Origin of the sequence: Pseudomonas sp. B22129 (assembly GCF_044218875.1) — a bacterium.
GTDB lineage: Bacteria > Pseudomonadota > Gammaproteobacteria > Pseudomonadales > Pseudomonadaceae > Aquipseudomonas.
In genome coordinates this window covers 674,388-700,934 of the sequence record NZ_CP162592.1, presented here as the reverse complement: position 1 = coordinate 700,934, position 26,547 = coordinate 674,388, and the positions used below count along the sequence as shown (strand labels likewise).

Here is a 26,547-nt window from a genome sequence, read left to right as displayed (position 1 = left end):
CACTAGACCACATTCCAAAGCAGGAACGCGGTCTAGTGTGGGAGCTGGCTTGCCTGCGATAGCGGTGTATCAGGCCACACCGAGCTCACGGCGCACCGGTGTCGTCCAGCGCTCCGACAAAATCACCCCGGCCAACGTCAGCAACCCCCCGACCAGGTGATACATCGCCAATTGTTCCTTCAACACCACCGCCGCAATCAGCGCAGTGATCAACGGCAGCAAGTTGAAAAACAGCGTGGTGCGGCTCGGCCCCAGGGTTTTGATCGAATGCATCCATGCCAATGGCGCCAGCATCGAAGCCAGCAAGCACGCGTACAGAATCAACGGGACATTCGCCCAGCCCAGCCCCGCTTTCGCCGAAAACAGGAACAGCGGAAACAGCACCACCACCGCCACCAGAATCTGCAAATACAGCAGCACCAGCGGCGGCAGGCGCAATTGCCATTTTTTCAGCAGGGTGCTGTAGACCGCGTAAGCGAGGGTCGCGACCAGCATCATGCCGTCGCCCAGGTTGACCCCATGCTGCAGCAAGGCGCCGAGGCTGCCGGCCGACACCACCACGACCACGCCGGCGAAGGACAACACCGCGCCGGTCAACGCGCCGAAAGTCAGGCGCTGGCCAAGGCTGATGATCGCCGCCGTCAGCGCCATCAAGGGCATCAGCGAGAGGATGATGCCCATGTTGGTGGCCGTGGTGAGCGTCGCGGCGTAGTAGGCCAGGCTCTGGTAAATGGCCATGCCCAGCACGCCGAGAATGAAGATCTTGCCCAGGTTCGGGCGAATCAGCGCCCAATTGGCAAGCACCGGTTTGAGCATGAACGGGGTAAAGAGCAACGCCGCCAGCAGCCAGCGGTAGAAGCCGATTTCAGCAGGGAAGATCGAGCCCACCGCGAGCTTGTTGACCACGGTGTTGCCGGCCCAGATAAAAATGGCGAGCAGGGGGTACGCGTATTGCATCGATAGAAACCAGATAGGGTAATGAAGCGCGATTATCCTCTGTCTGGATGGAAGCCTATACTGCGATCCAGACAAACGACCTCTAGAACCGGACAACATGCCCAGATACACCGTACGCCTCGCGGATTTCCCCAGCCTGCCGAGCCCTGTGTACTTTCGCTATTCCGACTTCGCCCCTGACACAGAGTGCACGCCGCACCAACACTTTTGGGGCTCGCTGGACTATTCGGCCAATGGCGTGATGCGCATGGAAGTGGCCGGTAGCCGCTTCATGTCACCGCCGCAGTACGCGGTATGGATTCCGCCGAACACCGAGCACAGCTCCTACAACGCCCAAGCGATTGTCTATCGCTCGGTGGGCCTGGCGCCGGAGCTCTGCGAGCGACTGCCGCAGGCGCCATGTACCTTGGCGATCAGCGAAATCCTCAAGGCCATCCTCAGCGACTTCGCCCGCCGAGACGTCAATATCCCGCAGACCGAGGCGGATATTCGCCTGGCCCAGGTGCTGGTGGACCAACTCAAGCAAGCGCCGATTCACGATTGCTTCCTGCCCTATGCCCGTCACCCCGGGCTGCTGGGCGTGCTGGAAGGCATGCAGGCCGAACCCGGCGACAACCGGCCGCTGGCGCAATGGGCCGAGCAGGTGCATGTCAGCGAAAGAACCCTGGCTCGCCAGTTTGTGCGGGAAGTCGGCATGAGCTTCGGCGAGTGGCGCCAGCGCTTGCGTTATCTGGCCGCCATTGAGGCGCTGGACAGCGAACGCAGCGTGCAGCACGTGGCGTTCGACCTCGGTTACAGCACCGCCTCGGCCTTCATCGCCATGTTCCAGCGCCACGCTGGCTGTACCCCGGAGCAGTACCGTCGGTCGAATATTCGCAGCCGGTGAAGATGTAACAGGCTTTGACTACACTGCCGTGTAGGCCGCGCCCTTTCGGCACGGTAACAGGGAGAAAACTCCATGAAGATGCTGCGTATTCCGCTGTTGATGATGGGTCTGCTGCTGTGTTCGCAAGGCTTTGCCGCCACCGCCCAGCAAAACAAGATGACCACCTGCAACGCCGAGGCAACCACCAAGACGCTCAAGGGCGATGACCGTAAAGCCTTTATGAAGACCTGCCTGTCGGCGCCTGCGGCCAACGACGCCAAGACCCTGACCCCGCAGCAGCAGAAGATGAAAGACTGCAATGCGTCGGCAAAAACCAAGGCGCTGGCCGGCGATGCGCGTAAAACCTTTATGAGCACCTGCCTCAAAGGTAGCTAAACACGCGAGTCCCCCCTGTGGGAGCGGGCTTGCTCGCGAAAGCGGTGGTTCAGAACCTGAAGTGTTGAATGACACACCGCTTTCGCGAGCAAGCCCGCTCCCACATTGACAGTGTTCGCAATTGAGACTCTCGCTTGATTCCCTCAAGGCTGGCAGACTGCCCATCCTTTAGCGCCGTTCGTTTTGAGGCTGTATGCCAACGTTTTCGCAGCGTCACGTGTTGTTGCTGGTCAGTTGCATCATCATTTTCGGTGGGTTATTGCTCGTCCTGCCGCTCAAGCTGCTGCCCAGCCTGCTGGCCGGTCTGTTGGTGTATGAGCTGGTAAACATGCTTACCCCGCAATTGCAGCGCCTGATCGAAGGCCGTCGCGCGCGGTGGTTGGCGGTGGCTTTGCTGGGCACTTTAATTGTCAGTGTGCTGACCCTGATTTTTGCCGGCGCCATCAGCTTCCTGCTCCACGAGGCGGAAAACCCCGGGGCTTCCCTCGACAAATTCATGGGCGTGGTCGACCGCGCTCGCGGCCAGCTGCCGCCGTTCATCGACGCCTACCTGCCGGCCAGCGCTGCCGAGTTTCGCGTGGCCATTGGCGATTGGCTGAGCAAGCACCTGAGCGAACTGCAGCTGGTTGGCAAAGATGCCGCGCACATGTTTGTGACCTTGCTCATCGGCATGGTGCTCGGCGCCATCATTGCCCTGCAGCGCGTGCCTGACCTGACCAAGCGCAAACCCTTGGCCGCTGCACTGTTCGACCGCCTGCACCTGCTGGTCCAGGCCTTTCGCAACATCGTTTTCGCCCAGATCAAGATTGCTGCGCTGAACACCGCCTTCACTGCGGTCTTCCTGGCCGTGGTGCTGCCACTGTGCGGCATTCACCTGCCACTGACCAAAACCCTGATCGTGCTGACCTTCCTGCTCGGCTTGCTGCCGGTGATCGGCAACCTCATGTCCAACACGCTGATCACCATCGTCGCGTTGTCGCTGTCGATCTGGGTGGCCGTGGCGGCGCTGGGCTACTTGATCGTGATCCACAAGGTCGAGTACTTCCTCAACGCGCGCATCGTCGGTGGGCAGATCAGTGCCAAGTCGTGGGAATTGTTGCTGGCGATGTTGGTGTTTGAAGCCGCATTCGGGCTGCCGGGGGTGGTAGCGGGGCCGATCTACTATGCGTATCTGAAGAGTGAGCTCAAGCTCGGCGGGATGGTTTAAGGCTTTATGTTGCCTGGGTTGGCCTCTTCGCGAGCAAGCCCGCTCCCACATTTGAAATGCATTCCAAGTGTGGGAGCGGGCTTGCTCGCGAAAGGGTCGCCACGGTCTTTCGGCTGAAACTCAGTAGCCGTACCGCTTGCTGGCCTCAATCGCCAGACCACTGCCGATACTGCCAAAGATATTGCCTTCCACATGCCGCGCATTCGGCAGCATCGCCGAAACACTGTGGCGCAACGCCGGAATCCCGCTGGAACCGCCGGTAAAGAACACCGTGTCCACCTGCGCGACACTCACCGAAGCGTCATTGAGCAACTGCGTGACACTGCCGCGCACGCGCTCTAGCAGGCCATCAATCGCCGACTCAAAGAGCGCCCGGCTCAGCTCCACGCTCAAACCCGGCTCAACCCGGTCAAGCAGCACGTGGCGGCTGTCTTCGTGGGTCAGCTGGATCTTGGTTTCTTCCACTTCCATTGCCAGCCAGTGGCCCGCGCGCTGTTCAATCAGCTTGAACAAACGGTCGATGCCGCCGGTGTCTTCGATGTCGTAGCGCATGCTGCCCAACGCCAGCTGGGATTTTTGCGAGTACACCGAGTTGATGGTGTGCCAGGTGGCGAGGTTCATGTGGTGGCTGGTGGGCATGTAGGCGCCGCTCTTCATGCGGCTGCCGTAGCCGAACAGCGGCATCATGCCTTGCAGGCTGAGCTGTTTGTCGAAGTCGGTTCCGCCGATGTGCACACCGCCGGTGGCGAGGATGTCGCTTTGGCGGTTGTCGTTGTGACGGCGGTCCGGCGAAAGGCGCACCAGCGAGAAGTCCGAGGTACCTCCGCCGATGTCGACGATCAGCACCAGCTCTTCTTTCTGGATGGTCGACTCGTAGTCAAACGCTGCGGCAATCGGCTCGTACTGGAACGAGATGTCCTTGAAGCCGATCTTGCGCGCCACATCCACCAGGGTGTTTTCCGCTTCCTGGTCGGCCATCGGGTCGTCATCGACGAAAAACACCGGGCGGCCCAGCACCACTTCCTCGAACTCACGGCCGGCGTTGGCTTCGGCGCGGCTCTTGAGCTGGCCGATAAACAGCGCCAGCAGGTCGGTGAACGGCATGGCCGTGCCCAGCACGCTGGTGTCGTGCTTGATCAGCTTGGAACCCAGCAAGCTCTTGAGCGAGCGCATCAGCCGGCCTTCGTAGTTTTCCAGGTATTCGTGCAGCGCCAGGCGGCCATACACCGGGCGGCGCTCCTCGAAGTTGAAGAACACCACCGACGGCAAGGTGATTTTGTCGTCCTCCAGCGCGATAAGCGTTTCCATGCCGGGGCGGATCCAGCCGACGGTGGAGTTGGACGTGCCAAAGTCGATGCCGCAGGCACGGGCTGGGGATGGGTTTTCCATGACAATCAGGTTCCGGTTGAAAAACGGCCGCGCAGTGTATGCCAGTCGAGGGCGGATGCGTAGGCCGACCATCTGTTAAATCTTCCTTGAAACCTGGTGATTCGCCCCCACATCTGCTGCATACGGCAAGCGCCGATAACACTTTGACGCACCCCCGGGCCACTTCACTCAACAAGTGCAATGCACCGCACGTTGTGCCCCGGGCTGTGCGATCTCGATTAGGGATGGTGAACCACCGATGGATTTCAAAGACTACTACAAGATATTGGGCGTAGAGCCGAGCGCCGATGACAAGGAAATCAAGGCGGCCTACCGCAAGCTCGCACGTAAATATCACCCGGATGTGAGCAAGGAAAAAGACGCCGAAGAGAAATTCAAGGACGCGTCCGAAGCCTATGAAGCGCTTAAAAGCGCCGATAAGCGCGCGGAATACGACGAGCTGCGCAAATACGGCCAACACGGCCAGCCATTCCAGGGGCCGCCGGGCTGGCAGAGCCGTGGCGGTTTCGGCGGTGGCCAGGACACGGGTGATTTCTCGGACTTCTTCAGCTCGATCTTCGGCTCGCGCGGCGACGGTTTTGGCGGCGGTCAGCGCCGCCCCACCGGGCGCAAGGGCCAGGACGTGGAAATGCAGCTGACCGTGGCGCTTGAGGACACCTTGTCCACCGAGTCCAAGCAGATCAGCTTCCAGGTGCCGCAATACGACGCCTCGGGCCGGCATGTGACCAACACCACCAAGAGCCTGAACGTGAAGATCCCCGCCGGCGTGGCCGACGGCGAGCGCATCCGCCTCAAGGGGCAGGGCGCGCCGGGTATTGGCGGCGGGGCCAATGGCGACCTGTACCTGATCATCAAGTTTGCGCCGCACTCCAAGTTCGAGGTGGATGGCGAAAACCTGATCATCAACCTGCCACTGGCGCCGTGGGAGTTGGCACTGGGCGCAGAAGTGGCCGTGCCGACCCTGACCGGCAAAATCAACCTCAAGGTGCCCGCCGGCAGCCAGAACGGCCAACGCATGCGCGCCAAGGGCCATGGCTTGCTGAACAAGGCCGGTGAGCGCGGTTTCCTGTACATCCAGCTCAAGGCCGTGATGCCCAAGCAGGCCGACGACGAGACCATTGCGCTGTGGCAGGAGCTGGCAAAAAAGGCCGCGTTCAACCCACGTGAGCAGTTCTGAAAATAGCGCCCACGCGCTAACTATCTAGCGCAGCTCGAAGGGTCGGCCATGATGTGCTGATGCTCCCTTTCACAGGAGCCACATCATGGCCGATCTGCCTTCCGCCACCCCGGCGGCAACCCACAGTATTCACCGTGAATTTCTCGAGCGCACCAGCCCGCCCTGGCTGATCAAAACAACCACGGCCCGGCGCGAGCAAGTCAAGGCCGCACCCGCGCAGCCGCCGGACTGGTACCTGAACGCCACGCCGGAGCAGCAAAAGGCGCTGAGCGACAAATACACCACCAGCTTCAGCGCGCAAACCGCGCTCGACAAGGCCTTTTCCACGCTGCAAGACATCGACAGCTTCGCTGAGCCCCTGTTGGTCAAGGCGTTGAGCGAGCAGTTCAACGTGCACCTGGATGTGAACAAAACCATCCTGCAACTGCGTACCGAAATCGAAGTCCGGCAGCCGGTTTATACCCTGCGCACTTTCGACATTGTGCGTTTGCCGCTGCTGCAGGCGGCGTTGCATAACTTTGAAGAGTGGGAGTGCAAGGCGGGGGCGTTTCACGCCTCGTCCGGGTTTGTGGTCGCAACAACGCAGGGCGATACCTATGACACGGTCAGCACTTCGCTGACCGTCGCGCAGTTCACCGGCTTGTGCCGCTCGCTGGATATTGGCGCGCAGTATCAACGCTACCTCAAGGCCTTCATGTACCCGCAGGTCTCCACCGCCGAGCAAGCGTTGCGTCACAAATTCAGCGTGGCACGCAAGGCCGACCTGGCGGCGGCGGCAGAGCAGGCGCTGTTGACGAAAGCCATCGGAGCGGACGATTACCAGATGATTACTTCGGTGATCAATGGTGAGAACCACCCCTGGATGGGCAAGCGGCAGGTGTGGTTCCGTGACCTCGGGCTGATGAAAAAACGCCTTACCGGTTGCCTGGCCTTTGTGATCTGCGAGAAATACCGCTACACCAATGACCTGATTCTTTACATTCCTCACGACCCGTACCAGCCGTTGAAACGCGTCAAATGGGATGAAGTTCCGGCCCTCTTTAAGCAGCGTTTCACGGCCCGCGACAGCTCGGCACCCGACGATGGCAACCCGACGGCCTATCAACGGTTTTTCAGCCGGTTCCTGCATTACAGTCACTTGCCGGGGTACTTTGCCGAACTCACCGACGTTACCCCCGCGCCTGGGGCTACACCCGGCCTGAAACCGTATTCGCCGCTGCTGAATGATTTTCTCACCGGGCTAAATCCGTTCTCGATATTCGCACCGGTACTCAACGTGCCGCCCGACCCCGCGCCGATCAAGCGTCTGAGGTCGGACCCGTACCTGGGGCCCAGTACAATCAATCAAAAAGGCCAGCACGGGTGGGAAGAAAACCATGACCTGTGGGAGTACCTTTTCGACCAGCACCGCGACAAGCTGCTGGCCGACGCCCGCAGCCATGCGGTGCCCACCGCTGATGTAGACGCGCGGGTGCGCTCGGAAAAGTTTGCCAAACTGCTGAGTATCGGCATGTTGGCGTTGAACGTGGTGTCCATGTTCGTGCCGGTGCTGGGTGAAGTGATGATGGTGGTGATGGCCGGCCAGTTGCTGTACGAAACCCTCGAAGGCTCCGTCGAATGGGCGGAAGGCGACCGCCGCGCGGCCAAGGCGCACCTGGTGGATGTGGCGGAAAACCTGGCGTTTATCGCGCTCATGGCGGCGGGCGGTAAAGTGCTGCCCAAGCTGATTGCAGCCAAGCCGGAACCTGTGATCGAAGCGCTGCAGCCTGTCACTCTGGACGGCGGCGACGAAAAACTCTGGCGCCCTGAGCTGAGCCCTTACAAAGCCCCCGTCAGTCTGCCTGCCGGCGCCCGGTCCAATGAACTGGGCCTGTATAGCCACGAAGGGAAAACGGTATTGCCCCTCGACGGTGACCCTTTCCAGGTGCGTCATGACCCGCTCAACAATGAGTACCGCATTGAGCACCCAACGCGCCCGCAGGCCTATGCCCCGCGCCTGACGCATAACCTGGAAGGGGCTTGGCAGCATGAGGCTGAAACCCCGCTGACCTGGGACACGCCCACACTGCTCAGCCGATTGGGGCTGCCGGCCGAAGGCATGGACACGGCGCGCCTGGAAGCGGCACTGCAAGCCAGCGACGTTGAGGTTGACACCCTGCGCGCCGGGTTTCTCGACAACAACCCGCTACCGCTGGTGCTGACGGACACACTGCAACGCTTCAGGCTGGCCGATGACTTCAATGCGTTTATCGCGCAGATGAAGGCTACCGAACCCGCCGTGTATGCCCAGGCCGACCCGGCTCTGCAAATGGACTTGCTGCAACGCAAGGGGCTGCTGGGCGATGCCCGGTTGCGGGTCATCGATGGCGAGGCGAATATCTTGTGGGAGGACGCAGCACCTTCCTCGGCGGCGCCTCGCGTGGTGGTGTTGAACGCGCAGGCGATGGCGCGCGGTGAGCTGTTGCAAGAGGTGCTGTATACCCTGCAAGGCTCGGACCCGGCCCTGAGCGAATTTCCGGGCGCGCCGAGCGATGCCTTGCCCGAGCGCGCCAGGCTGCTGCGCCTGGAACTCGGCGAGTACGCCGAGGCTAACCAAAACACGTGGGTGGAGGCGCGTTATCGCAAGCAAAACCTGAGCAATGACCCCGACGTGAATCGGCTGCAATCCATTTACCCGGCGCTGCCCACGCCGATGGCCGAGCATTTGCTGCGTAATCTGACTGACGAGCAATTACAGGTCTTTCGCACCCGTAAACGCCTGCCGGAGCACGTCAAGGCGCAAGCCCAATGGCAGGCGCAGGAAATCCGCGTCTCGCGGGCTTATGAAGGTTTGCAGGTGGGCGCCCTGGCGGGTCAGGACAGTCGGATCCTGGCCTTGCGCACCTTGGAAACCTTGCCCGGCTGGCGCCGTGGAACGCGCATTGAGTTGCGAGAGTATTCGCCCACGGGCAGGGTGCTGGATGCGATCGGCTCGCCGGACGCGGCACTTCAAAAACAGCTGGTGTTAAGGGAAGACGGCTTGTTCGAAGGCTCGCCCCCCGGCGACTTCTACGCAGCGCTCTGGCAGCAATTGTCTGCCGAGGAGCGTCAAGCCTTGGCGGCCACCGATGCCGCACAGCTGCAGGCACTTATCCAGCGTTCGCCGTTGCCGCGCGGGCCCATGCGTACGGTGCTGGTGGAGCAGCCGCTGAACAAGCCTGCCTATGACCCGTCGATGCGTTTGCTGGGCGGCGCTTTCAGCGTGCGGCGCGTTCTCAGTCGGGTCTTCAGCACACCCGCCGAGCGCACGAAAAAGCTCTTTCCGACCTATACCGAGGCCCAGACTCGCGACTTCCTTGCCGGGTTGGGCAGCGACGTGTCGGGTGAACTCACACGCCTGGAGAAGGAATACAAAAAACTGCAACAGGACCTGGCCAAATGGATCGACGAACAGCCCCGTTCAACCGCCACCCTGTTTGACCGTCAGGGCGGTGCCCGCAAGACGTTCTCCGATGCCATCGTCGCCTGCTGGCGGCGCCAGACCCGCGAGTTGAAAATCACCTGCGGGCAACGCTTGAACCTGCCGGAACTGACTGCGGATTTCAGCCATGTGCAATCGCTGGACCTGTACAACATCTCCTGGACCACGAGTGCACAAAATTTCCTCAGCCGTTTCAAGCAGCTCAAGCAGTTGACGATTCAGAACGCGGCGTTGACCGAGCTGCCTGAAGGCCTGAGCGAACTGAACTACCTGACCCACTTGAAGCTCAACGGCAACCAGATACGCCTGACCCCAAACAGTGTCGAGCAATTGGGGCGCATGCACCGGCTGGAGTCGTTGAGCCTGAGCAGCAACCCCTTGCACCTGCCACCGGATTTCAGCCACATGCCCAGGCTCAAAACGGTGGACCTGAGCCACACCGGGCTTGAGCAATGGCCCACCGGCCTGCTCGAACAGTGGAACCTTGAAGCGCTCGACCTCAGGAATAATAAACTCAGCAGCATCCCCGCCGAGCACCTTCGCCCGGCCCCTGAGCACTTCGAACAAATGATCCGCATCAACCATGCGATTGACCTGCGCTCAAACGCATTTGCCGCTGACACCTGGCTGGAGCTGGACAGTTATTGGCAGCGCGTGTCCCAAAGCTACCCCGGGATGGAGCATATGAAGTACGAAGATACCTTCGTTGTTGAATCGCCCGATATCCTGGATGTGCAAAGCGTTTTTCCAGGTTATTCACTGGGCCGGGCCAGAGTGTATTGGCTCGGTCTGGGTGAAGACGCGCCAGCCATTGTGAGTCGGCTCAAAGCCGAGCTGCAACGGCTCACTCAGCAGCTCGACGCGTGGGCGTCCACGGGCGGCGGGGGCGGGCGTCAACGTTATGTGCGCATGCGTGACAGGCTGCGCCTTGATGATGGCGGCGGTGATCGATTCGAGGCCAAAAGGCGGATCATCCAGTGTTGGCGAAAGGATGCACGCGAAGCCTACGCAAGAGACGGTGCAGCGATCGGGCAGATACTGGACCTGAGCAACCTGCGGTTGGAAAGCCTTCCGGCCCTGGAGGGGGACTTCAGCCACGTCGGTTCGCTGGTGCTCAACAACATGGGCTTGAGCGTTTCTCCCGAAGAATTTCTCACCCGTTTTCACGGCGTGCGCTGGCTGGAAATGTCCCAGAACCAGCTACACGAGCTGCCGCCGGCGCTGGGCCAGATGAGTGGCTTGACGCGGTTGCATCTGAGCCAGAACCAGATCCGCCTGACGGCCGAGACCGCCGGCATTCTGGCTGAGCGCAGTACGCTCAGGGCGTTGATGATCGAGAACAACCCGCTGGGGATCACCCCTGACTTCACCCGGATGAGCGATATGCGCTCGGTGAACCTGAGCGACACCGGCATCGACCAATGGCCGGCGGGCCTTGGGGACCAGCCATTGCTTGATGTTGTCGCGCTGAATAATAACCGGCTGACGACCTTGCCGGATTTTGTTGTTCCCCCAGCGGACGCTCCGTTGGAGGGCTCGCTGGCTCTGCGCTGCCGGGTGGTCGTCGGCAATAATCCGTTGACTGAAGCCACTGTGCAACGCATCGCGGATTACCGCACGCGGGTCGAGCAGGCGGGGCTGGGGAGCGGTCTGAGCGCCGGAGTTTTCACCCCGCCGCTTCGACCAACGCCCGGGAGCGGTGCTCGCGGCACCACGGGTGCCAATTTTACTCGCTGGAGCCAGGGTTTTTCGCCAGAGCAGACGCAAGCCCGGCAAGCCCAGTGGCTGAGCGTGCGCGAGCAGCCCAATGGCGACGGTTTTTTCACCATGCTCAACGATATGCAGGCACCCGCCGAAGGTCATGCAGACCTGCAGCAACGAGTGTGGGCGGTGCTCGATAGCATCAGCGAACACAGTGTCGAGTCCGAAGCACTGCGCGAAGAGATGTTTGCCTGGGCCGGGCGCGGGACGTGCTGTGACCGCGCTGCTTTGTCGTTCAGCAACGTGGAAATCATGACCATGGTTTACCGCGCAAAAGCGTCAGCCGCAGACGTCAATCAGGGGCCCGCGCTGATGAAACTGGCCCGTGGCTTGTTCCGCCTGGATGAAGTGGAAAAAACCGCGCTCACCGACATCGAAGCACGCACGGCGAGGATCAACAACGACCCGTCGTTGTCCGCGCAAGCCAAACTTCGGCGGATCGCACTGCTGGAAGAAGTCGAGATCCGCCTGGCGTATCGCTATGGGCTCAAGGACAAACTGGATTTGCCGGGCCAGCCGGGCAAGGTGCAATTCATTTCGTTGGGTGGCGTCACCCCCAAGATGCTTGATGACACCTTTGCCCGCATCAGCCAACTGGATGGCTCGCCCGAAGAGTTCACCGCCCTGCTGGGCAGAGACTTCTGGAAGGATTTTGTGGTGAGCAAATACAGGCCGCAGTTCGAGGGCTTGAGCGAGCCGTATTACGAGGAACTGGCGAAGTTGTCGGATTCAACGGCGGCCGATGACACGCCCGAGGGCGACTTGTTGGCACAGGCCAATGACGTGAAAACACGCCTGGCTGCGGCCGAAGAGGCGTTGATCGAAAGCCTGAGCCGTACCGAGTGGGCGGTGCCTTCCGCGTCCGCCAGCGCGTAAGGCACCCTGTTGCGAGCCGGGCGTTTCAGAACAGGAAGTAACGCTGGGCCATCGGCAACACGTCCGCTGGCTCGCACCACAGCAACACACCGTCGGCCTTGACCTGATAGGTCTGTGGGTCAACTTCGATGTCCGGCAGGTAATCGTTGTGGATCAAGTCGGTTTTCTGCACCTCGCGGCAACCCTTGACCACGGCGATCTGTTTTTTCAAACCCAGGGCTTCGGGCAAGCCGGCGTCCTGGGCAGCCTGGCTGATAAAGGTCAGGCTGGTGGCGTGCAGCGAGCTGCCGAAGCTGGCGAACATCGGGCGGTAATGCACCGGCTGCGGCGTTGGAATCGAGCCGTTGATGTCGCCCATCAGGCTTGACGCAATCGCGCCGCCCTTGAGAATCAGGGTCGGTTTGATGCCGAAAAAAGCCGGGCGCCACAACACCAGGTCAGCCCATTTGCCCACTTCGATGGACCCCACGATATGGCTCACGCCGTGGGTGATCGCCGGGTTGATGGTGTACTTGGCGATATAGCGCTTGGCGCGGAAGTTGTCGTTGCCCGGGCCGTCGCCGGGCAGCGGGCCGCGCTGTTTTTTCATCTTGTCGGCGGTTTGCCAGGTGCGTGTAATGACTTCGCCGACGCGGCCCATGGCCTGGCTGTCGGAGCTGATCATGGAGAACGCGCCGAGGTCGTGCAGGATGTCTTCAGCGGCGATGGTTTCGCGGCGGATGCGGCTTTCGGCGAAAGCCACGTCCTCGGCAATGCTCGGGTCCAGGTGGTGGCAGACCATCAGCATGTCCAGGTGTTCGTCGATGGTATTGCGGGTGAACGGCCGCGTCGGGTTGGTCGAGCTGGGCAGCACGTTGGGAAAGCCACAGGCCTTGATGATGTCCGGCGCGTGGCCGCCACCGGCACCTTCGGTGTGGTAGGTGTGAATGGTGCGGCCCTTGAGGGCGGCGAGGGTGGCTTCGACGAAGCCTGACTCGTTGAGGGTGTCGCTGTGGATCGCGACCTGCACGTCGTATTCGTCGGCCACGCTCAGGCAGTTGTCGATGCTCGCGGGCGTGGTGCCCCAGTCTTCGTGCAGCTTCAAGCCGATGGCACCAGCCTTGACCTGCTCGATCAACGGCTCCGGCAGGCTGGCGTTGCCCTTGCCGGTGAAGCCGATGTTCATCGGGAACGAATCACTGGCCTGGAGCATGCGCGCCAGGTGCCACGGGCCGGAGGTGCAGGTGGTGGCGTTGGTGCCGGTGGCCGGGCCAGTGCCGCCGCCGATCATGGTGGTCACGCCGCTGGTCAGCGCTTCTTCGATCTGCTGCGGGCAGATGAAATGCACGTGGGTGTCGATACCGCCGGCGGTGAGAATCATGCCCTCGCCGGCAATCACTTCGGTGCTGGCGCCGATGGCCATGGTCACGCCGGGTTGTACGTCCGGGTTGCCGGCCTTGCCGATGGCGTGGATGCGGCCGTTTTTCAGGCCTACGTCGGCTTTGACGATACCCCAGTGGTCGATGATCAACGCGTTGGTGATCAGGGTGTCGACCACTTCGTGGGCGAGCAATTGGCTTTGGCCCTGGCCGTCGCGGATAACTTTACCGCCACCGAATTTCACTTCTTCGCCATAGACAGTGAAGTCTTTTTCGACTTCGACGAACAGTTCGGTGTCGGCCAGGCGGACCTTGTCACCGACGGTGGGGCCGTACATGTCGGCGTAGGCTTGGCGGGTGATTTTCATGTGTGCGTGCCCTGAAAAATTTGTGTTGAATGTGAGACTGCTTTCGCGAGCAAGCCCGCTCCCACATTTGAAATGCATTCCCCTGTGGGAGCGGGCTTGCTCGCGAAGAGGCCCTAAAGGTCGCCCATGATCTTTCCGGCAAACCCAAACACCCGCCTGCCCCCACTCAAATCCACCAACTCAACCTCCCGACTCTGCCCCGGCTCAAACCGCACCGCCGTCCCGGCCGGAATATTCAAACGCATGCCCCGGCTCGCCGCGCGGTCAAACGTCAGCGCGTCATTGGTTTCAAAAAAATGGTAATGCGAGCCCACCTGAATCGGCCGGTCGCCGCTGTTGGCCACGCTCAAACTGATAGTGCGTCGGCCGACATTGAGTTCAATGTCGCCAGGCTGAATCTGATATTCACCAGGAATCATGCAAGTTGCCCCAGGGTCTTGAAGTAGATGGCGGTCGGGGTGTAACGCCCGTCCGGGCTTTGGCAATAGTCGGGCAGTTCACCGACTTTGGTGTAGCGCAGTGACTGGTAGAAGGCTTCGGCGCCGGAACCGGCCTCAGTGTCCAGGTACAGCAGCCCGCGCTTGTGCTGGCGCGCGGCGAGTTCCAGGGTGTTCATCAATTGCTGGCCGAGGCCATGGCGCCGCGCGTTGCTGTGCACCAGCAGCTTTTGCACCTCGGCGCGGTTCAGGCCGTTGGCTTTCTGGCACAGCGCCAATTGCACGCTGGCAATCACGTGTTCATCGCGTACCACGACCCACAACAGCAGGCTGGCGTCTTCGATGCTCGCCTGCACGCCGCTCAAGTAGGTGCGTGCCTGGGCCTCGTCGAAGTCCGCCATGAAACCGACCGAAGCACCGTGTTTTACCGCGTCCAGCAACAGCTCAATCAAGCCCAGGCGGTAATGGGCAAAACTTTCAGCATTGACTCGACGCAGTTGCGCGGCGTTCATCGACCTCACTCCTTGGGCGGTTCGGCGCCCGGATTCAATGTCAGTTGCATAAAGGTCAGGTCCAGCCAGCGGCCGAACTTGATGCCCACCTGCGGCATTTGCCCGGTGGTGATAAACCCCTGGCGCTCATGCAGGCGGATTGAGGCCTGGTTGCCGCTCTCGATGGCGGCGACCATTACATGCTTGCCGCAGGTGCGCGCGCGTTCAATCAGGGCTGCCATCAGGCGTGGGCCCAGGCCTTTACCGCGTTGGTCGTTGCGCACGTACACCGAGTGTTCGACGCTGTAGCGGAAACCTTCGAAGGGGCGCCAGTCGCCAAATGAGGCGTAGCCGGTGACCTGGTCATTTTCGATTGAGACAAGGATCGGATAACCCTGCGCATGCCTCGCGCTGAACCAGGCCTGGCGGTTGCCCAGGTCCACGGGTTGTTCGTTCCAGATCGCCGTGGTGTTCAGCACCGCGTCGTTGTAGATATCACGGATCGCCGGCAAATCGCTTTGGGTTGCATCACGAATCATGGCCGCGCCTCACGCAATCGGCTGGTGGACGGTGACCAGCTTGGTGCCGTCGGGGAAGGTGGCTTCTACCTGGATGTCCGGGATCATTTCCGGGATGCCTTCCATCACCTGCTCGCGGGTAAGCAGAGTGGTGCCGAAGTGCATCAGGTCGGCCACGGTGCGGCCATCGCGCGCGCCTTCCATCAGGGCGGCGGAGATGTAGGCGATGGTCTCCGGGTAGTTGAGCTTCACACCGCGCGCCAGGCGGCGCTCGGCGACCAGGCCGGCGGTGAAGATCAGCAGCTTGTCTTTTTCCCGTGGGGTCAAATCCATGGTTCAAGGTCTCTCATAAACAGCATTCTTAAAAACATCAGGGATCCAATGTGAAAGCCGCTTTATGTGGGAGCTGGCTTGCCTGCGATGGCATCAACTCAGTGTCCTGTTTAACCGAGTCGCCTGCATCGCAGGCAAGCCAGCTCCCACAGGGTCAGATTTCACATTGGGGTCTTCATGTGCTCCAGATTCGTGGTGCTACGGCTTCTCGGCCCAGCACCGCCGGGCGCAACAGCCGCCATAAATCAATCAACCATGCCCGCGCATGCAGCGCTTCACCGGCCAGGCAGCGGGCGACCAGCAAGCCCGGCAATTGGGTCAGGTCGCCACGCACCCCGTGGGGCAGGGCGCGACACTGCTCAAGCAGTTCAGGCTCGATATCACCCGTCAGCAGCAACGTGGCAAATACCGGCTGGCCGTCCAGCCCGATGGGCGAGTCGAGCAAACCGTCGGCGCCTACAATGCGCTGGCGCTCGTGCCAGAGCAACTGGCCGTCGCGGCGAATGTCCAGGTGCGATTGAAAGTGGCCGAGGTCGAAACGCTCGCCACTGGCCGGGCGGCCGAGGGCGACCACGTCCCAGTAGAACAGCCGCGCGTCGCCTTGCAACTCAATGCGCGTGGTCAGTTCGGCCTGGGCGGCGCTGAACACGATGGTTTCCTGGGGCAGCCATTCCAGCGTAGCGCCGGCTTCCACCGTCAGTTCGACTTGCTGATAGGCCGGGCCCTTGGCGCGATACCATTTGGCTGCGCCGGGGCTGGTCAGTTGGGCCCAGGCGCCCGTGCCAACATGGGCGCTGATGTCCAGGCGATCGCCGCCGGCAATGCCGCCCGGCGGGTGCACGATGATGTGCTGGCACACCTCGGGGCCTTCGGCGTACAGGTGCTTTTGCACCCGCAGCGGGCCCACATGGCGGCGCATGACCGGGCGCGTGGTGTCGCCAAAACGCGCGTAGCCGAGTTCCAGCTCGGCGTGCCAGCTGGGGGTAAACAGGGCAGGGGGGACGGGCAGGGTCATGGTGAGTGCTTATTATTGGGACGCCACAGATTAAATCGTAACGAGCCCGCGCACACCCTCGCTTTCCATATTTTCACCTCGGCCCTGCTGCACGATTTCCCCGCGGGACATCACCAGGTACTGGTCGGCCAATTCGGCGGCAAAGTCGTAGAACTGCTCCACCAGCAAAATCGCCATATCGCCGCGGGCGGCGAGTTTTTTGATCACCGCCCCGATTTCCTTGATTACCGACGGTTGGATCCCTTCGGTGGGCTCATCCAGAATCAACAGGCGCGGGCGGCTGGCCAAGGCGCGGCCAATGGCGAGCTGTTGCTGCTGGCCGCCGGACAGGTCGCCGCCGCGCCGATGTTTCATCTGCAGCAGCACCGGGAACAGCTCGTAGATGAATGCGGGCACTTCTTTGGCTTCGGAACCGGGGAAGCGCGAGAGGCCCATCAGCAGGTTTTCTTCCACGGTCAACCGCCCGAAAATCTCCCGGCCCTGTGGCACATAGGCAATGCCCGCGTGCACGCGCTGGTGCGGCTTGAACCCGGTGATGGCCTTGCCTTCCCAGTTCACCGCGCCTTCTTTGGCCGGCAGCAGGCCCATCAGGCACTTGAGCAGGGTGGTCTTGCCCACGCCGTTACGGCCGAGCAGGCAGGTGACTTCGCCGATCTTCACGTCAAATGAAAGCCCGCGCAGGATGTGGCTACCGCCGTAGTACTGGTGCAGCTTGTCGACTTGCAGCATGTTCAAATTCTCCTCAATTCCCTGATTGGAACCGGATCAACTGTGGGAGCTGGCTTGCCTGCGATGGCGGTGTATCTGATACACCGCCATCGCAGGCAAGCCAGCTCCCACATAAAGCAGCCTGTGGCAGCGTTAACGGCCGAGGTACACCTCGATCACCCGCTCGTTTTCCTGCACCTGCTCCAGCGACCCTTCGGCCAGCACGCTGCCCTGGTGCAACACGGTCACGTGGTCGGCAATCGAGCCGACAAAGCCCATGTCGTGCTCCACCACCATCAGCGAATGCTTGCCCGCCAGGCGCTTGAACAGTTCGGCGGTGAATTCGGTTTCGGCGTCGGTCATGCCCGCCACCGGCTCATCCAGCAGCAACAGTTGCGGGTCCTGCATCAGCAGCATGCCGATTTCCAGGAACTGCTTCTGGCCGTGGGACAGCAAGCCCGCCTGACGTTGCGCCGAGGCCGTCAGGCGAATGGTGTCGAGCACTTCATCGATACGGTCTTTCTGCTCGCCGCTCAGGCGGGCGCGCAGGCTGGCCCACACCGATTTATCGGTTTTCTGCGCCAGCTCGAGGTTTTCAAACACGCTCAGGGCTTCAAACACGGTCGGTTTTTGGAACTTGCGGCCGATGCCGGCTTGGGCGATCTGCACTTCGCTCATGCCGGTCAAGTCGAGGTTTTCGCCAAACCAGGCGGTGCCGTGACTGGGCCGAGTCTTGCCGGTGATCACGTCCATCAGCGTGGTCTTGCCCGCGCCGTTGGGGCCGATGATGCAGCGCAGTTCGCCGACGCCGATGTAGAGGTTCAAGTCGTTGAGCGCCTTGAAACCATCGAAGCTGACGCTGATGTCTTCCAGGGTCAGGATGGTGCCGTGGCGGGTGTTCAGGCCCTTGCCGGCCGCCTGGCCAATGCCGATGGCGTCGCGGCCGCTGCCCGCATCGAGAATAGGTTCGAGCATGACGTTCCTCATTTCTTCAGCAGGCCGATGATGCCCTTGGGCAAGTACAGGGTGACGATGATGAACAGCGCCCCGAGGAAAAACAGCCAGTATTCGGGGAAGGCCACGGTGAACCAGCTCTTCATGCCATTGACCACGCCGGCGCCGAGCAACGGGCCGATCAGGGTGCCGCGCCCGCCGAGGGCCACCCACACAGCGGCTTCAATCGAGTTGGTCGGCGACATTTCACTGGGGTTGATGATGCCCACTTGCGGCACGTACAACGCACCCGCCAAACCGCACAGCACTGCGCTCAACACCCACACGAACAGCTTGAAACCGCGCGGGTCATAGCCGCAGAACATCAGGCGGTTTTCCGCATCGCGAAGGGCGGTCAGCACCCGGCCGAACTTGCTCTGCGCCAGGCGCCAGCCGGTGTACAGGCTGACGACCAGCAACACCACCGTGGCAAAAAACAGCACTGCCCGCGTACCCGGTTCGGTGATGCCGAAGCCCAGGATGCTGCGAAAATTGGTGAAGCCGTTATTGCCGCCAAATCCGGTCTCGTTGCGAAAGAACAACAGCATTCCGGCAAAGGTCAGCGCCTGGGTCATGATCGAGAAATACACGCCCTTGATCCGCGAACGGAACGCGAAGAACCCGAACACCAGCGCCAGCAAACCGGGTGCCAACACCACCAGGCACATGGCCCAGAGGAAGTGTTCGGTGCCCATCCAGTACCAGGGCAATTCGGTCCACGACAGGAAGGTCATGAAGGCCGGCAATTCATCGCCGGAGGCCTGGCGCATGAGGTACATGCCCATGGCGTAACCGCCCAGGGCAAAGAACAAACCGTGGCCCAGCGACAACATGCCCGCGTAACCCCACACCAGGTCCAGCGCGAGGGCAACGATGGCGTAGCACAGAATCTTGCCCACCAGCGTCAGGGTATAGGCCGAGATATGAAAGGCATTATCCGGCGGCAACAGCGACAGCAACGGTAGCGCCAGCAGCACGACCAGAATCAGTGCGCCGACGGCAATCGTAACCTTGGGGCCGGCCTTTTGTGTGGCCGTGAGCATCAATGGCTGGTTCATCAGTCGATCACCCGTCCTTTCAGTGCGAAGAGTCCTTGCGGGCGTTTCTGGATGAACAGAATGATCAGCGCGAGGATCAGGATCTTGCCGAGTACGGCACCGATCTGCGGTTCGAGAATCTTGTTGGCGATGCCCAGCCCGAAGGCCGCCATCACGCTGCCGGCCAACTGGCCGACACCGCCGAGCACCACCACCAGGAACGAGTCGATGATGTAGCTTTGGCCCAGGTCCGGGCCGACGTTGCCGATCTGGCTCAGCGCCACGCCGCCCAAGCCGGCGATGCCGGAGCCGAGGCCAAAGGCGAGCATGTCCACGCGCCCGGTGGGCACGCCGCAGCACGCGGCCATGTTGCGGTTCTGGGTGACGGCGCGCACGTTCAGGCCCAGCCGTGTCTTGTTCAGCAGCAGCCAGGTCAGCACTACCACGCACAGGGCGAAGGCGATGATCACGATGCGGTTGTAGGGCAGCACCAGGTTGGGCAGCACTTGAATGCCGCCGGACAGCCACTCGGGGTTGGACACCTCGACGTTCTGCGCGCCGAACACCAGGCGCACCAACTGGATCAGCATCAGGCTGATGCCCCACGTGGCGAGCAGGGTTTCCAGCGGGCGGCCATACAAGTGACGAATCACTGTGCGCTCCAGCGCCATGCCGATGGTGGCGGTGACAAAAAATGCCACTGGCAGCGCGATCAGCGGGTAGAACTCGATGGCTGCCGGCACGTAGCGCTGCATCAGCAATTGCACCACGTAGGTGGAGTAAGCGCCGAGCATCAGCATCTCGCCGTGGGCCATGTTGATCACGCCGAGCAGGCCGAAGGTGATCGCCAGGCCGAGGGCCGCCAACAGCAGAATCGAGCCCAGGGACATGCCGCTGAAGGCTTGGCCGAGGATCTCGCCGAACATCAATTTGCGTTTGACCTGGGCCAGGCTGGTCTCGGCGGCGGTGTGCACGGCGGCGTCGGTTTCAACGCCGGGGGCGAGCAGCGCTTCAAGGCGCGTGCGGGCCAAGGGGTCGCCGGTGCCACCCAGCAAACGAACGGCGGCGAGGCGCACAACCGGGTCGGCGTCGACCAGTTGCAGGTTGGCCAGCGCGAGGCTGAGGGCGGTGTGTACGTCTTCGTTTGTTTCGGCGGCGACTTGTTGATCAAGGAATTTGAGCTGCGCAGGTTGTGCGCTTTTTTGCAGGGTTTGCGCAGCCGCCAGGCGCACCTTGGGGTCGGCGGCGAGCAGTTGCTGACTGGCTTGAACATTGTCGATCAGGCCGCGCAGGCGGTTGTTCAGGCGTACGGTTTTGGTTTCACCATTGACCGTGAGCTGGCCTTGTTGCAGGGCGTCCACCAACTCGATGCGCGCCGGATCAGGCTGGGCGGCCCAGTCCTGAAGAAGCTTGGCTTGTTGCATCGGGTTGGCGGCCAGGAAGTCTTCGGCGTCACTGGCGTGTGCGGCGAAGGGCAGCACCAGCAGGGCGGCGAGGATGAAGCGGTACAGGGCAGTGGGCATAACTAAAGTGTCCTGATCATGCGCGGTCAAAATGTGGGAGCGGGCTTGCTCGCGAATGCGCTGGGCCAGTGAGGAATGTGTCGCCTGACACACCGCTTTCGCGAGCAAGCCCGCTCCCACACAAGCCAGCTCCCACAGGGATTATCAGTTGCTCTTGACGGCGTAATCCGGCTTCTTGTCATTGCCCGGAATGTACGGGCTCCAAGGCTGGGCGCGGATGGTTTTTTCGGTCTGCCACACCACCGAGAACTGCCCGTCAGCCTGAATCTCGCCGATCATCACTGGCTTGTGCAGGTGGTGGTTGGTCTTGTCCATTTCCAGGGTGAAGCCCGACGGCGCGGCGAAGGTCTGGCCGGCCATGGCTTCGCGCACTTTGTCGACGTCGGTGGACTTGGCTTTCTCAACCGCCTGGGCCCACATATGGATGCCCACGTAAGTGGCTTCCATCGGGTCGTTGGTCACGGCTTTGTCCGCGCCCGGCAGGTTGTGCGCCTTGGCGTAGGCTTTCCAGTCTGCGACGAATTTCTTGTTCACCGGGTTCTCTACCGACTGGAAGTAGTTCCACGCGGCGAGGTTGCCTACCAGCGGCTTGGTGTCGATGCCGCGCAGTTCTTCTTCACCCACGGAGAACGCCACCACCGGCACGTCGGTGGCTTTCAAACCCTGGTTGGCCAGCTCTTTGTAGAACGGCACGTTGGAGTCGCCGTTTACGGTGGAGATCACGGCAGTCTTGCCGCCGGCCGAGAATTTTTTGATGTTGGCCACGATGGTTTGATAATCGGCGTGGCCGAACGGGGTGTAGACCTCTTCGATGTCTTTGTCCGCCACGCCTTTGGAGTGCAGGAACGAACGCAGGATCTTGTTGGTGGTGCGCGGGTACACGTAGTCGGTGCCCAGCAGGAAGAAGCGCTTGGCCGCGCCGCCTTCTTCGCTCATCAGGTATTCCACGGCGGGGATGGCTTGCTGGTTCGGCGCCGCACCGGTGTAGAACACGTTCGGCGACATCTCTTCGCCTTCGTATTGCACCGGGTAGAACAGCAGGCCGTTGAGTTCTTCAAACACCGGCAATACGGATTTGCGCGACACCGAGGTCCAGCAGCCGAACACCACGGCGACCTTGTCCTGGGTCAGCAACTGGCGGCCTTTTTCAGCGAACAGCGGCCAGTTGGACGCCGGGTCCACGACCACCGGTTCGAGCATCTTGCCGTTCACACCGCCCTTGGCGTTGATCTCGTCAATGGTCATCAGCGCCATGTCTTTAAGCGACGTTTCGGAGATGGCCATGGTCCCGGACAGCGAATGCAGGATGCCGACCTTGATGGTCTCGACGGCCTGCACCGTCCAGGTCAGGCCCATGGCGGCAATGGATGCCGAAAGAGTGAAAGCCTTGATCAAGCTGCGACGCTTCATGGTGCAATCTCCGTGACCGGTTGTTCTTGGATGGCTGATGACGAGGAGATAGCAAGGGCTGTGCCTAAGTCGCCCAACCCCGGTCTACAGGGCGTGTGCGTGGCCGGCTGGGGGTGGTGCGCACCAATGTGGCGCTTGTTGGGCAGGTGCGTGCACGCTGATGTGCTGTTGTGGTGCCTGCCTTGGCGCGGCGCACCCTCAGGGTGAGAAACCTATCTATCTACCGATTGAAAGAGCCCCGCCGCCCGAAAATGGGACTGCGGGGCGTTGTGCCTCGGCATACTTTCAAGGAGTGGTCATGGCTATCAGATTGTCACGCGAAGAGCGTGCCGCCAGTTCGAAACGCGGGGCTGGAAGGCTGCCGACGTTGAGCCCGGCGTTTATCAAGGAAACCGATGCGGCCTACTGGGCGCATCTGCACATCGGCGAGCGCCGTGATGTGGAGTACGGCGGCGTGATTGTGCGTAATGCCGCCGGCCTGTATTTCGCCAGCTACCCGTTCCAGAGTGGGGCCATGCAGTTTGACCTGCTCGATATATTGACGGTGGGGAATGATGGTTACTACCAACAGCCTGCGGGCTATACCTGTGTGGCCAGTTACCATTCCCACCCGGCGCAGCATGCGCTGATCCTTTCCAGAAACCCCAGTTTCGATGAACGCATGGCCAAGGCCTTCCTGGGCTTTTTGTCCGGTACGGACTTTTACCAGGACGTGCATGATCGCAGTTTTTTTCCTTCGTCCTACTTGTCTGGCCCGGACGGTTCCCTGATCCGCCACACGCCCAGTGGCTCGCGGGCAGAATTCAGTTTTGCGTTGTGGGTGCAGGCCGGGAAACCCGCGGGCAACCCCGTGGGGGTATATGGGCCGTTCGATGAGTTCGTCAAAAAAGTCTCCACCTTCGGCTCGCTGAGCCTGATCGTGCCGACGGCGTTGTGGGGCGGCTCGGTCGGGCGGGTGCCGGCCGACTGGGTGGTGTTCGAGCCTTTCACTTCGCCAGCCGTGACCGAGCAGCCGTTGTGCACAAGCGTTTTCGAACAGGCGCAGCAGGCGGTGATGGCGGCTATGCCTGCACAGTCGCAGGAACCGGGTGTGGGGTTTGTACTCAAGCATCTGCGTGAGGAACGTTATGTGGCGACGCTGCCGTCACCCCGGCGTGAGCCCTTGTTTGCGCTGGATGCGGTGTTCCCGAAAGGGCCTGACGGTTCATTGCAATTGCCCGCCGACTACCGCCTGGCGGGTATTTACTGTCGCGACTGGTACGCCAAGGACGAAGTGGCGGCCCGGGAGGACTGGCTGGCCAGCGCGTTTTTCTCCCCGGCACAGGTGGCGGCCGCCATTCAGCAGGGGCAAGACACTTTGGCGTTGCAGCTACCGGGCCAGGGGCTGGACCTGTACCTGCGCACCCTGGAGCGCTCGTTGCTCAAACTGAAAGTCCCGTTGGCGAGCCTCTCGACCGAACTGTTCAAGCGCGGCACTGATGGTGTGATCAACGATAACGGCGCCCAGGTGGCACTGGTTGCAGGCACCTTGAGCCCGCGTAACTACGTTCGCCGGGTGATCGATGCTACTGAACTGCAGGTGGTGCAGGCCGGGCAGTTATGGCGGGATCTCGGGCGGGTAGAGCGGCGCTCGGCACAGCTTAACGCCTTTCACGCGGCAGTCTTGAGCCGCGTGTTTTATTCGGCGCGGGATGCGGCCGTGTTTGCCCATGAGCAAGTGGGCAAGCAGCGCAGCCGGTACTACGGCGGCTATGTGCTCAAGGGGGCGGACGGCCGGTTTGTGGTCACCGAGCCTTTGGAAAGCAAGGCCAACCCGTTTGCCGGAACGCTGTTGTTTCCGGTTGAGGGTGACGGCCCGCTGATTCCTCCCGAGCATTACGAGCTGTATGCGCGTTACGGCTCCCATACCGCGCTGTCGATGGTTGCACCGGCCTGGGTGGGCCAGCGCCACTGGACGCGGGAAGACGCGTTGATCAATTTGCAGGTGTTTTCCACCGAGGAGATGTACTCGATTATCTCGGATGGGCGTGTCGCGTATTTGTCGGGGGCTGACGATTGCCTCCTGGAATACGCCCCCAGCCAGTCGCCGCAGGAGCAGTTGCTGCTGGCCAATATCAGCCCGGTCGCCGGGGAAAACCACTTGGGGCGGCAACTGGACCGTGGGCACATCAAACCCGCCGACTGGGTGCGACGGCTGGCGGTGGCCGGGGACTTCAGGATTATCCAGGGCAACCCGTTGTGGGGCCCGCGCTCGCCGGTGTACAGCGATTGGACGCCCAGTTTCACCTATGCACCGCGCACGGGCCCGCTCGACTACGTGACCTACGGCGGGCTGTTCACCAGTGCTGACGACGCGGCTCACGACCTGCACGGGCGGGTCCATGGCCGCCGAATGCCCGAGCAGGCGTGTTATGCCTTTGTGCTCAAACACAAGGACCGTGAGGAGTACATGGCCACCGAAGTGGTGGGCGTGATCTCCACGGGAGACCTGTTCATGCCGGCATTCCTGTTTGGTCGCAAGGGCCGCGATGAATACCTGCTGCCCGAGGGGTTCGAGTTGCATGCCTTGTTCCGCTCGCAACAATGGGTGCCGTCATGGCTGGCGGCTGCCTATGCCTGGTTATCGCAGTATTTTGTGGTGCCGGATGTGTTGAACGTGACGCTGTCTGAAGCGCTGCGCAAAAGAACGCGCAGCCTGGGAATTTACTTTTCCACCCTCGATGGCGCGCTGCTTCGGTATCAATCGTCATCCCTTGATGTGCAGCGCAGCGGCGAGGTGGACACGCTGTTGGGGCAGGCCACTGCCGACCTCGGCTCCGGCGCGAAGACACCGTTGGCATTCGTCCGGGAGTGGGCCGCCAAGGGCGAGCTGCGGGTGGTGCGCATCAGCCAGTGCTGGGACAAGGTTGGCCTGGTCGGGGCTGACTGGTCCGGTTATGAACATTTGCTTCCACGTCGCTTGAGCCCTGCGTTCGCTTCTGCCGACGATGCCGCGCGCCACGCCCAGGCTTCTGTGGGCAATGGGCACAAACGGGTGTACGGCGGCGTCATCCTGCGGCTGGTCAATGGGTTGTTTGTGGCGACAGAGCCCCTGGTTGTCCCGCCCCAAGGGGTCACCCTGGGGTGGATTTTTCCTGACTCCGCCACGGGAAAAGGGCTCTATCCGGGCGGCAGCACGTTGGTCGCCAACTACCGTTCCCTGATGGAGCAAGAGGCGCCGATACTGCTGTCGCCGACGCAAAAAGCCATTTACCAAAGCATGATCCCCAGTGCGCTACTCGCCGAGCTGTTGCACCGCACCACCCAAATCAAACACCAGTACGTGTTCGGGGCCACCGGTTCGATACTCAGCTACCAGGTTTCGGAGTCCGCTGACGAAACACTGCTCAAAACACGTATGAGCCCGCTTAACCTGGTTAAACGTGACTTCGTCGATAACGCCATTGAGCAGCAGCTTCAAACGGGCGAGCTGTCGCCGCAAGACTTCGTCAATTTGATGGCCAAGGCCGGGGATTTGCGTGTGGTGTCGGGGGACGCCTTGTGGGGTAACCCGCGCCGCTTGAAGCAGGGGTTTGCGCTGAACCCCTACCGGGCCAACCCGTTGGAGATTGTGCAGGTGGCTGCCGACACGCCGTGCGGCCCGATCTTCACCCGCGCGTTCGATTCCGTGCGCCATGTGCAGCGCGGCTGGAAACCCCAGGCTCAGGTTGCTCTGGGCTATGTGCTCAAATCGCAGGGCCGGGAGTTGTACATGGCGACTCTGCCGCTTTACAGAAGTGGTTTTCAGAATTTGAAGGCGGTTTTTATCGACGGTCAGTTACCCAGCGGTTTTTTGATGGCTGGCGTGTACTTGTGCGCATCGACTGAATCGATTGCTCCCGCCACCGATGACATGGCCGGGCACTTCTTCAGCCCCTCGGTGATCCTCAAGGCGCTGGCGTTCATGACCGCGGCACGCAATGGGGGGGCACTGCCGTTGTATCTGATGTGCGCCGACGGTGCATTGCTGCGTTATACCTTGCCTGAAAAAGTCCCCATGCACCGGGTGGCCGGTCAATCCATGCAACTGCGCGAAGGTTCGCTGAGCGTACGCGATTATGTTCGCGGGTTGGCCTCGATGGGGGAGCTGGACATCCGGGTCACCAGCGAAACGTGGGGGCGCAAGCAGCGCGTCGATGCGCAATAGTCGCCCAAACGGCTGCCTCATCCGTTCTCCAGCGACCCTTATTTCCACTCCTTCTGCGGGCCCCTGTTCTTTTACGCCGATG

The 26,547-nt window shown here is 61.5% G+C and carries 19 protein-coding genes; 6 read left to right on the top strand and 13 right to left on the bottom strand.

What is annotated here, in order from left to right; translation table 11 throughout:
- Nucleotides 1-69 precede the first annotated feature (69 nt).
- On the bottom strand, nt 70-957 hold the full coding sequence (locus AB4P94_RS03220; protein WP_395609376.1) for a DMT family transporter: 888 nt from the start codon (nt 955-957) through the stop codon (nt 70-72).
- 97 nt (nt 958-1,054) lie between these two features.
- On the opposite strand from AB4P94_RS03220, the gene AB4P94_RS03215 reads away from it, so the two are divergent.
- The 3 genes from AB4P94_RS03215 (at nt 1,055) to AB4P94_RS03205 (ending at nt 3,425) form a co-directional block, all read left to right on the top strand.
- Complete coding sequence (locus AB4P94_RS03215; RefSeq protein WP_395609375.1) at nt 1,055-1,843, top strand: AraC family transcriptional regulator; 789 nt, start codon at nt 1,055-1,057, stop codon at nt 1,841-1,843.
- A 72-nt stretch (nt 1,844-1,915) separates the two neighbouring features.
- Nucleotides 1,916-2,218: a PsiF family protein gene (locus AB4P94_RS03210; RefSeq protein WP_257782056.1), complete on the top strand. Its 303-nt coding sequence runs from the start codon at nt 1,916-1,918 to the stop codon at nt 2,216-2,218.
- Between the two features lie 193 nt (nt 2,219-2,411).
- Nucleotides 2,412-3,425, top strand: coding sequence for an AI-2E family transporter (locus AB4P94_RS03205; RefSeq protein ID WP_395609374.1), 1,014 nt, complete (start codon nt 2,412-2,414; stop codon nt 3,423-3,425).
- Between the two features lie 120 nt (nt 3,426-3,545).
- Here AB4P94_RS03205 and AB4P94_RS03200 read toward each other — a convergent pair whose 3' ends face one another.
- Entirely contained in the window at nt 3,546-4,814 is a 1,269-nt protein-coding gene (locus AB4P94_RS03200; RefSeq protein ID WP_395609373.1) for an Hsp70 family protein, read from the bottom strand.
- Between the two features lie 238 nt (nt 4,815-5,052).
- On the opposite strand from AB4P94_RS03200, the gene AB4P94_RS03195 reads away from it, so the two are divergent.
- Entirely contained in the window at nt 5,053-5,991 is a 939-nt protein-coding gene (locus AB4P94_RS03195; protein ID WP_395609372.1) for a DnaJ C-terminal domain-containing protein, read from the top strand.
- An 85-nt stretch (nt 5,992-6,076) separates the two neighbouring features.
- Nucleotides 6,077-12,088 (top strand): NEL-type E3 ubiquitin ligase domain-containing protein, encoded by a 6,012-nt coding sequence (locus AB4P94_RS03190; RefSeq protein WP_395609371.1) that lies wholly within the window; start codon nt 6,077-6,079, stop codon nt 12,086-12,088.
- Nucleotides 12,089-12,113: 25 nt separating this feature from the next.
- On the opposite strand, the gene ureC is transcribed toward AB4P94_RS03190, so the two are convergent.
- The 11 genes from ureC to urtA all read right to left on the bottom strand — a co-directional run bounded on the left by ureC (nt 12,114) and on the right by urtA (nt 22,279).
- Nucleotides 12,114-13,814 (bottom strand): urease subunit alpha, encoded by a 1,701-nt coding sequence (gene ureC / locus AB4P94_RS03185; protein WP_395609370.1) that lies wholly within the window; start codon nt 13,812-13,814, stop codon nt 12,114-12,116.
- A gap of 113 nt (nt 13,815-13,927) precedes the next feature.
- Nucleotides 13,928-14,233, bottom strand: coding sequence for an urease subunit beta (locus AB4P94_RS03180; protein WP_395609369.1), 306 nt, complete (start codon nt 14,231-14,233; stop codon nt 13,928-13,930).
- Nucleotides 14,230-14,763 carry a GNAT family N-acetyltransferase gene (locus AB4P94_RS03175; RefSeq protein WP_395609368.1) on the bottom strand — a complete coding sequence of 178 codons (534 nt, stop codon included), beginning with the start codon at nt 14,761-14,763 and terminating at the stop codon, nt 14,230-14,232. Before AB4P94_RS03175 ends, AB4P94_RS03180 begins: the two co-directional genes overlap by 4 nt.
- Nucleotides 14,764-14,768: 5 nt before the next feature.
- The gene (locus tag AB4P94_RS03170) at nt 14,769-15,281 is read right to left on the bottom strand and encodes a GNAT family N-acetyltransferase (RefSeq protein ID WP_395609367.1); all 513 of its coding nucleotides are present in this window, start codon (nt 15,279-15,281) and stop codon (nt 14,769-14,771) included.
- A 9-nt stretch (nt 15,282-15,290) separates the two neighbouring features.
- A complete protein-coding gene (locus AB4P94_RS03165; RefSeq protein ID WP_069075162.1) occupies nt 15,291-15,593 on the bottom strand; it encodes an urease subunit gamma in 303 nt (100 codons plus the stop codon).
- Between the two features lie 175 nt (nt 15,594-15,768).
- Nucleotides 15,769-16,608, bottom strand: coding sequence for an urease accessory protein UreD (locus AB4P94_RS03160; protein ID WP_395609366.1), 840 nt, complete (start codon nt 16,606-16,608; stop codon nt 15,769-15,771).
- 30 nt (nt 16,609-16,638) lie between these two features.
- A complete protein-coding gene (gene urtE, locus AB4P94_RS03155) occupies nt 16,639-17,337 on the bottom strand; it encodes an urea ABC transporter ATP-binding subunit UrtE (protein WP_027607728.1) in 699 nt (232 codons plus the stop codon).
- Between the two features lie 132 nt (nt 17,338-17,469).
- Complete coding sequence (urtD, locus tag AB4P94_RS03150; RefSeq protein ID WP_395609365.1) at nt 17,470-18,291, bottom strand: urea ABC transporter ATP-binding protein UrtD; 822 nt, start codon at nt 18,289-18,291, stop codon at nt 17,470-17,472.
- 8 nt (nt 18,292-18,299) lie between these two features.
- Complete coding sequence (gene urtC / locus AB4P94_RS03145; protein ID WP_395609364.1) at nt 18,300-19,367, bottom strand: urea ABC transporter permease subunit UrtC; 1,068 nt, start codon at nt 19,365-19,367, stop codon at nt 18,300-18,302.
- Nucleotides 19,367-20,869, bottom strand: a complete 1,503-nt coding sequence (urtB, locus tag AB4P94_RS03140) for an urea ABC transporter permease subunit UrtB (protein ID WP_395609363.1) — start codon at nt 20,867-20,869, stop codon at nt 19,367-19,369. The genes urtC and urtB overlap by 1 nt, the downstream gene beginning before the upstream one ends.
- 144 nt (nt 20,870-21,013) lie before the next feature.
- Entirely contained in the window at nt 21,014-22,279 is a 1,266-nt protein-coding gene (gene urtA / locus AB4P94_RS03135; protein ID WP_395609362.1) for an urea ABC transporter substrate-binding protein, read from the bottom strand.
- Between the two features lie 298 nt (nt 22,280-22,577).
- Between urtA and AB4P94_RS03130 the strand changes: the two genes are divergently transcribed.
- Entirely contained in the window at nt 22,578-26,465 is a 3,888-nt protein-coding gene (locus AB4P94_RS03130; RefSeq protein ID WP_395609361.1) for a DUF4329 domain-containing protein, read from the top strand.
- Nucleotides 26,466-26,547: the final 82 nt, after the last annotated feature.

What these genes read in the sequence shown, in the direction of transcription:
- urtA (WP_395609362.1), bottom strand. Translation starts at nt 22,279, where the DNA reads ATGAAGCGTCGCAGCTTGATCAAGGCTTTCACTCTTTCGGCATCCATT.
- AB4P94_RS03170 (WP_395609367.1), bottom strand. Translation starts at nt 15,281, where the DNA reads ATGATTCGTGATGCAACCCAAAGCGATTTGCCGGCGATCCGTGATATC.
- urtD (WP_395609365.1), bottom strand. Translation starts at nt 18,291, where the DNA reads ATGCTCGAACCTATTCTCGATGCGGGCAGCGGCCGCGACGCCATCGGC.
- ureC (WP_395609370.1), bottom strand. Translation starts at nt 13,814, where the DNA reads ATGAAAATCACCCGCCAAGCCTACGCCGACATGTACGGCCCCACCGTC.
- AB4P94_RS03165 (WP_069075162.1), bottom strand. Translation starts at nt 15,593, where the DNA reads ATGGATTTGACCCCACGGGAAAAAGACAAGCTGCTGATCTTCACCGCC.
- AB4P94_RS03210 (WP_257782056.1), top strand. Translation starts at nt 1,916, where the DNA reads ATGAAGATGCTGCGTATTCCGCTGTTGATGATGGGTCTGCTGCTGTGT.
- AB4P94_RS03175 (WP_395609368.1), bottom strand. Translation starts at nt 14,763, where the DNA reads ATGAACGCCGCGCAACTGCGTCGAGTCAATGCTGAAAGTTTTGCCCAT.
- AB4P94_RS03130 (WP_395609361.1), top strand. Translation starts at nt 22,578, where the DNA reads ATGGCTATCAGATTGTCACGCGAAGAGCGTGCCGCCAGTTCGAAACGC.
- AB4P94_RS03215 (WP_395609375.1), top strand. Translation starts at nt 1,055, where the DNA reads ATGCCCAGATACACCGTACGCCTCGCGGATTTCCCCAGCCTGCCGAGC.
- urtE (WP_027607728.1), bottom strand. Translation starts at nt 17,337, where the DNA reads ATGCTGCAAGTCGACAAGCTGCACCAGTACTACGGCGGTAGCCACATC.
- urtC (WP_395609364.1), bottom strand. Translation starts at nt 19,367, where the DNA reads ATGAACCAGCCATTGATGCTCACGGCCACACAAAAGGCCGGCCCCAAG.
- AB4P94_RS03205 (WP_395609374.1), top strand. Translation starts at nt 2,412, where the DNA reads ATGCCAACGTTTTCGCAGCGTCACGTGTTGTTGCTGGTCAGTTGCATC.
- AB4P94_RS03190 (WP_395609371.1), top strand. Translation starts at nt 6,077, where the DNA reads ATGGCCGATCTGCCTTCCGCCACCCCGGCGGCAACCCACAGTATTCAC.
- AB4P94_RS03195 (WP_395609372.1), top strand. Translation starts at nt 5,053, where the DNA reads ATGGATTTCAAAGACTACTACAAGATATTGGGCGTAGAGCCGAGCGCC.
- AB4P94_RS03160 (WP_395609366.1), bottom strand. Translation starts at nt 16,608, where the DNA reads ATGACCCTGCCCGTCCCCCCTGCCCTGTTTACCCCCAGCTGGCACGCC.
- AB4P94_RS03180 (WP_395609369.1), bottom strand. Translation starts at nt 14,233, where the DNA reads ATGATTCCTGGTGAATATCAGATTCAGCCTGGCGACATTGAACTCAAT.
- AB4P94_RS03220 (WP_395609376.1), bottom strand. Translation starts at nt 957, where the DNA reads ATGCAATACGCGTACCCCCTGCTCGCCATTTTTATCTGGGCCGGCAAC.
- urtB (WP_395609363.1), bottom strand. Translation starts at nt 20,869, where the DNA reads ATGCCCACTGCCCTGTACCGCTTCATCCTCGCCGCCCTGCTGGTGCTG.
- AB4P94_RS03200 (WP_395609373.1), bottom strand. Translation starts at nt 4,814, where the DNA reads ATGGAAAACCCATCCCCAGCCCGTGCCTGCGGCATCGACTTTGGCACG.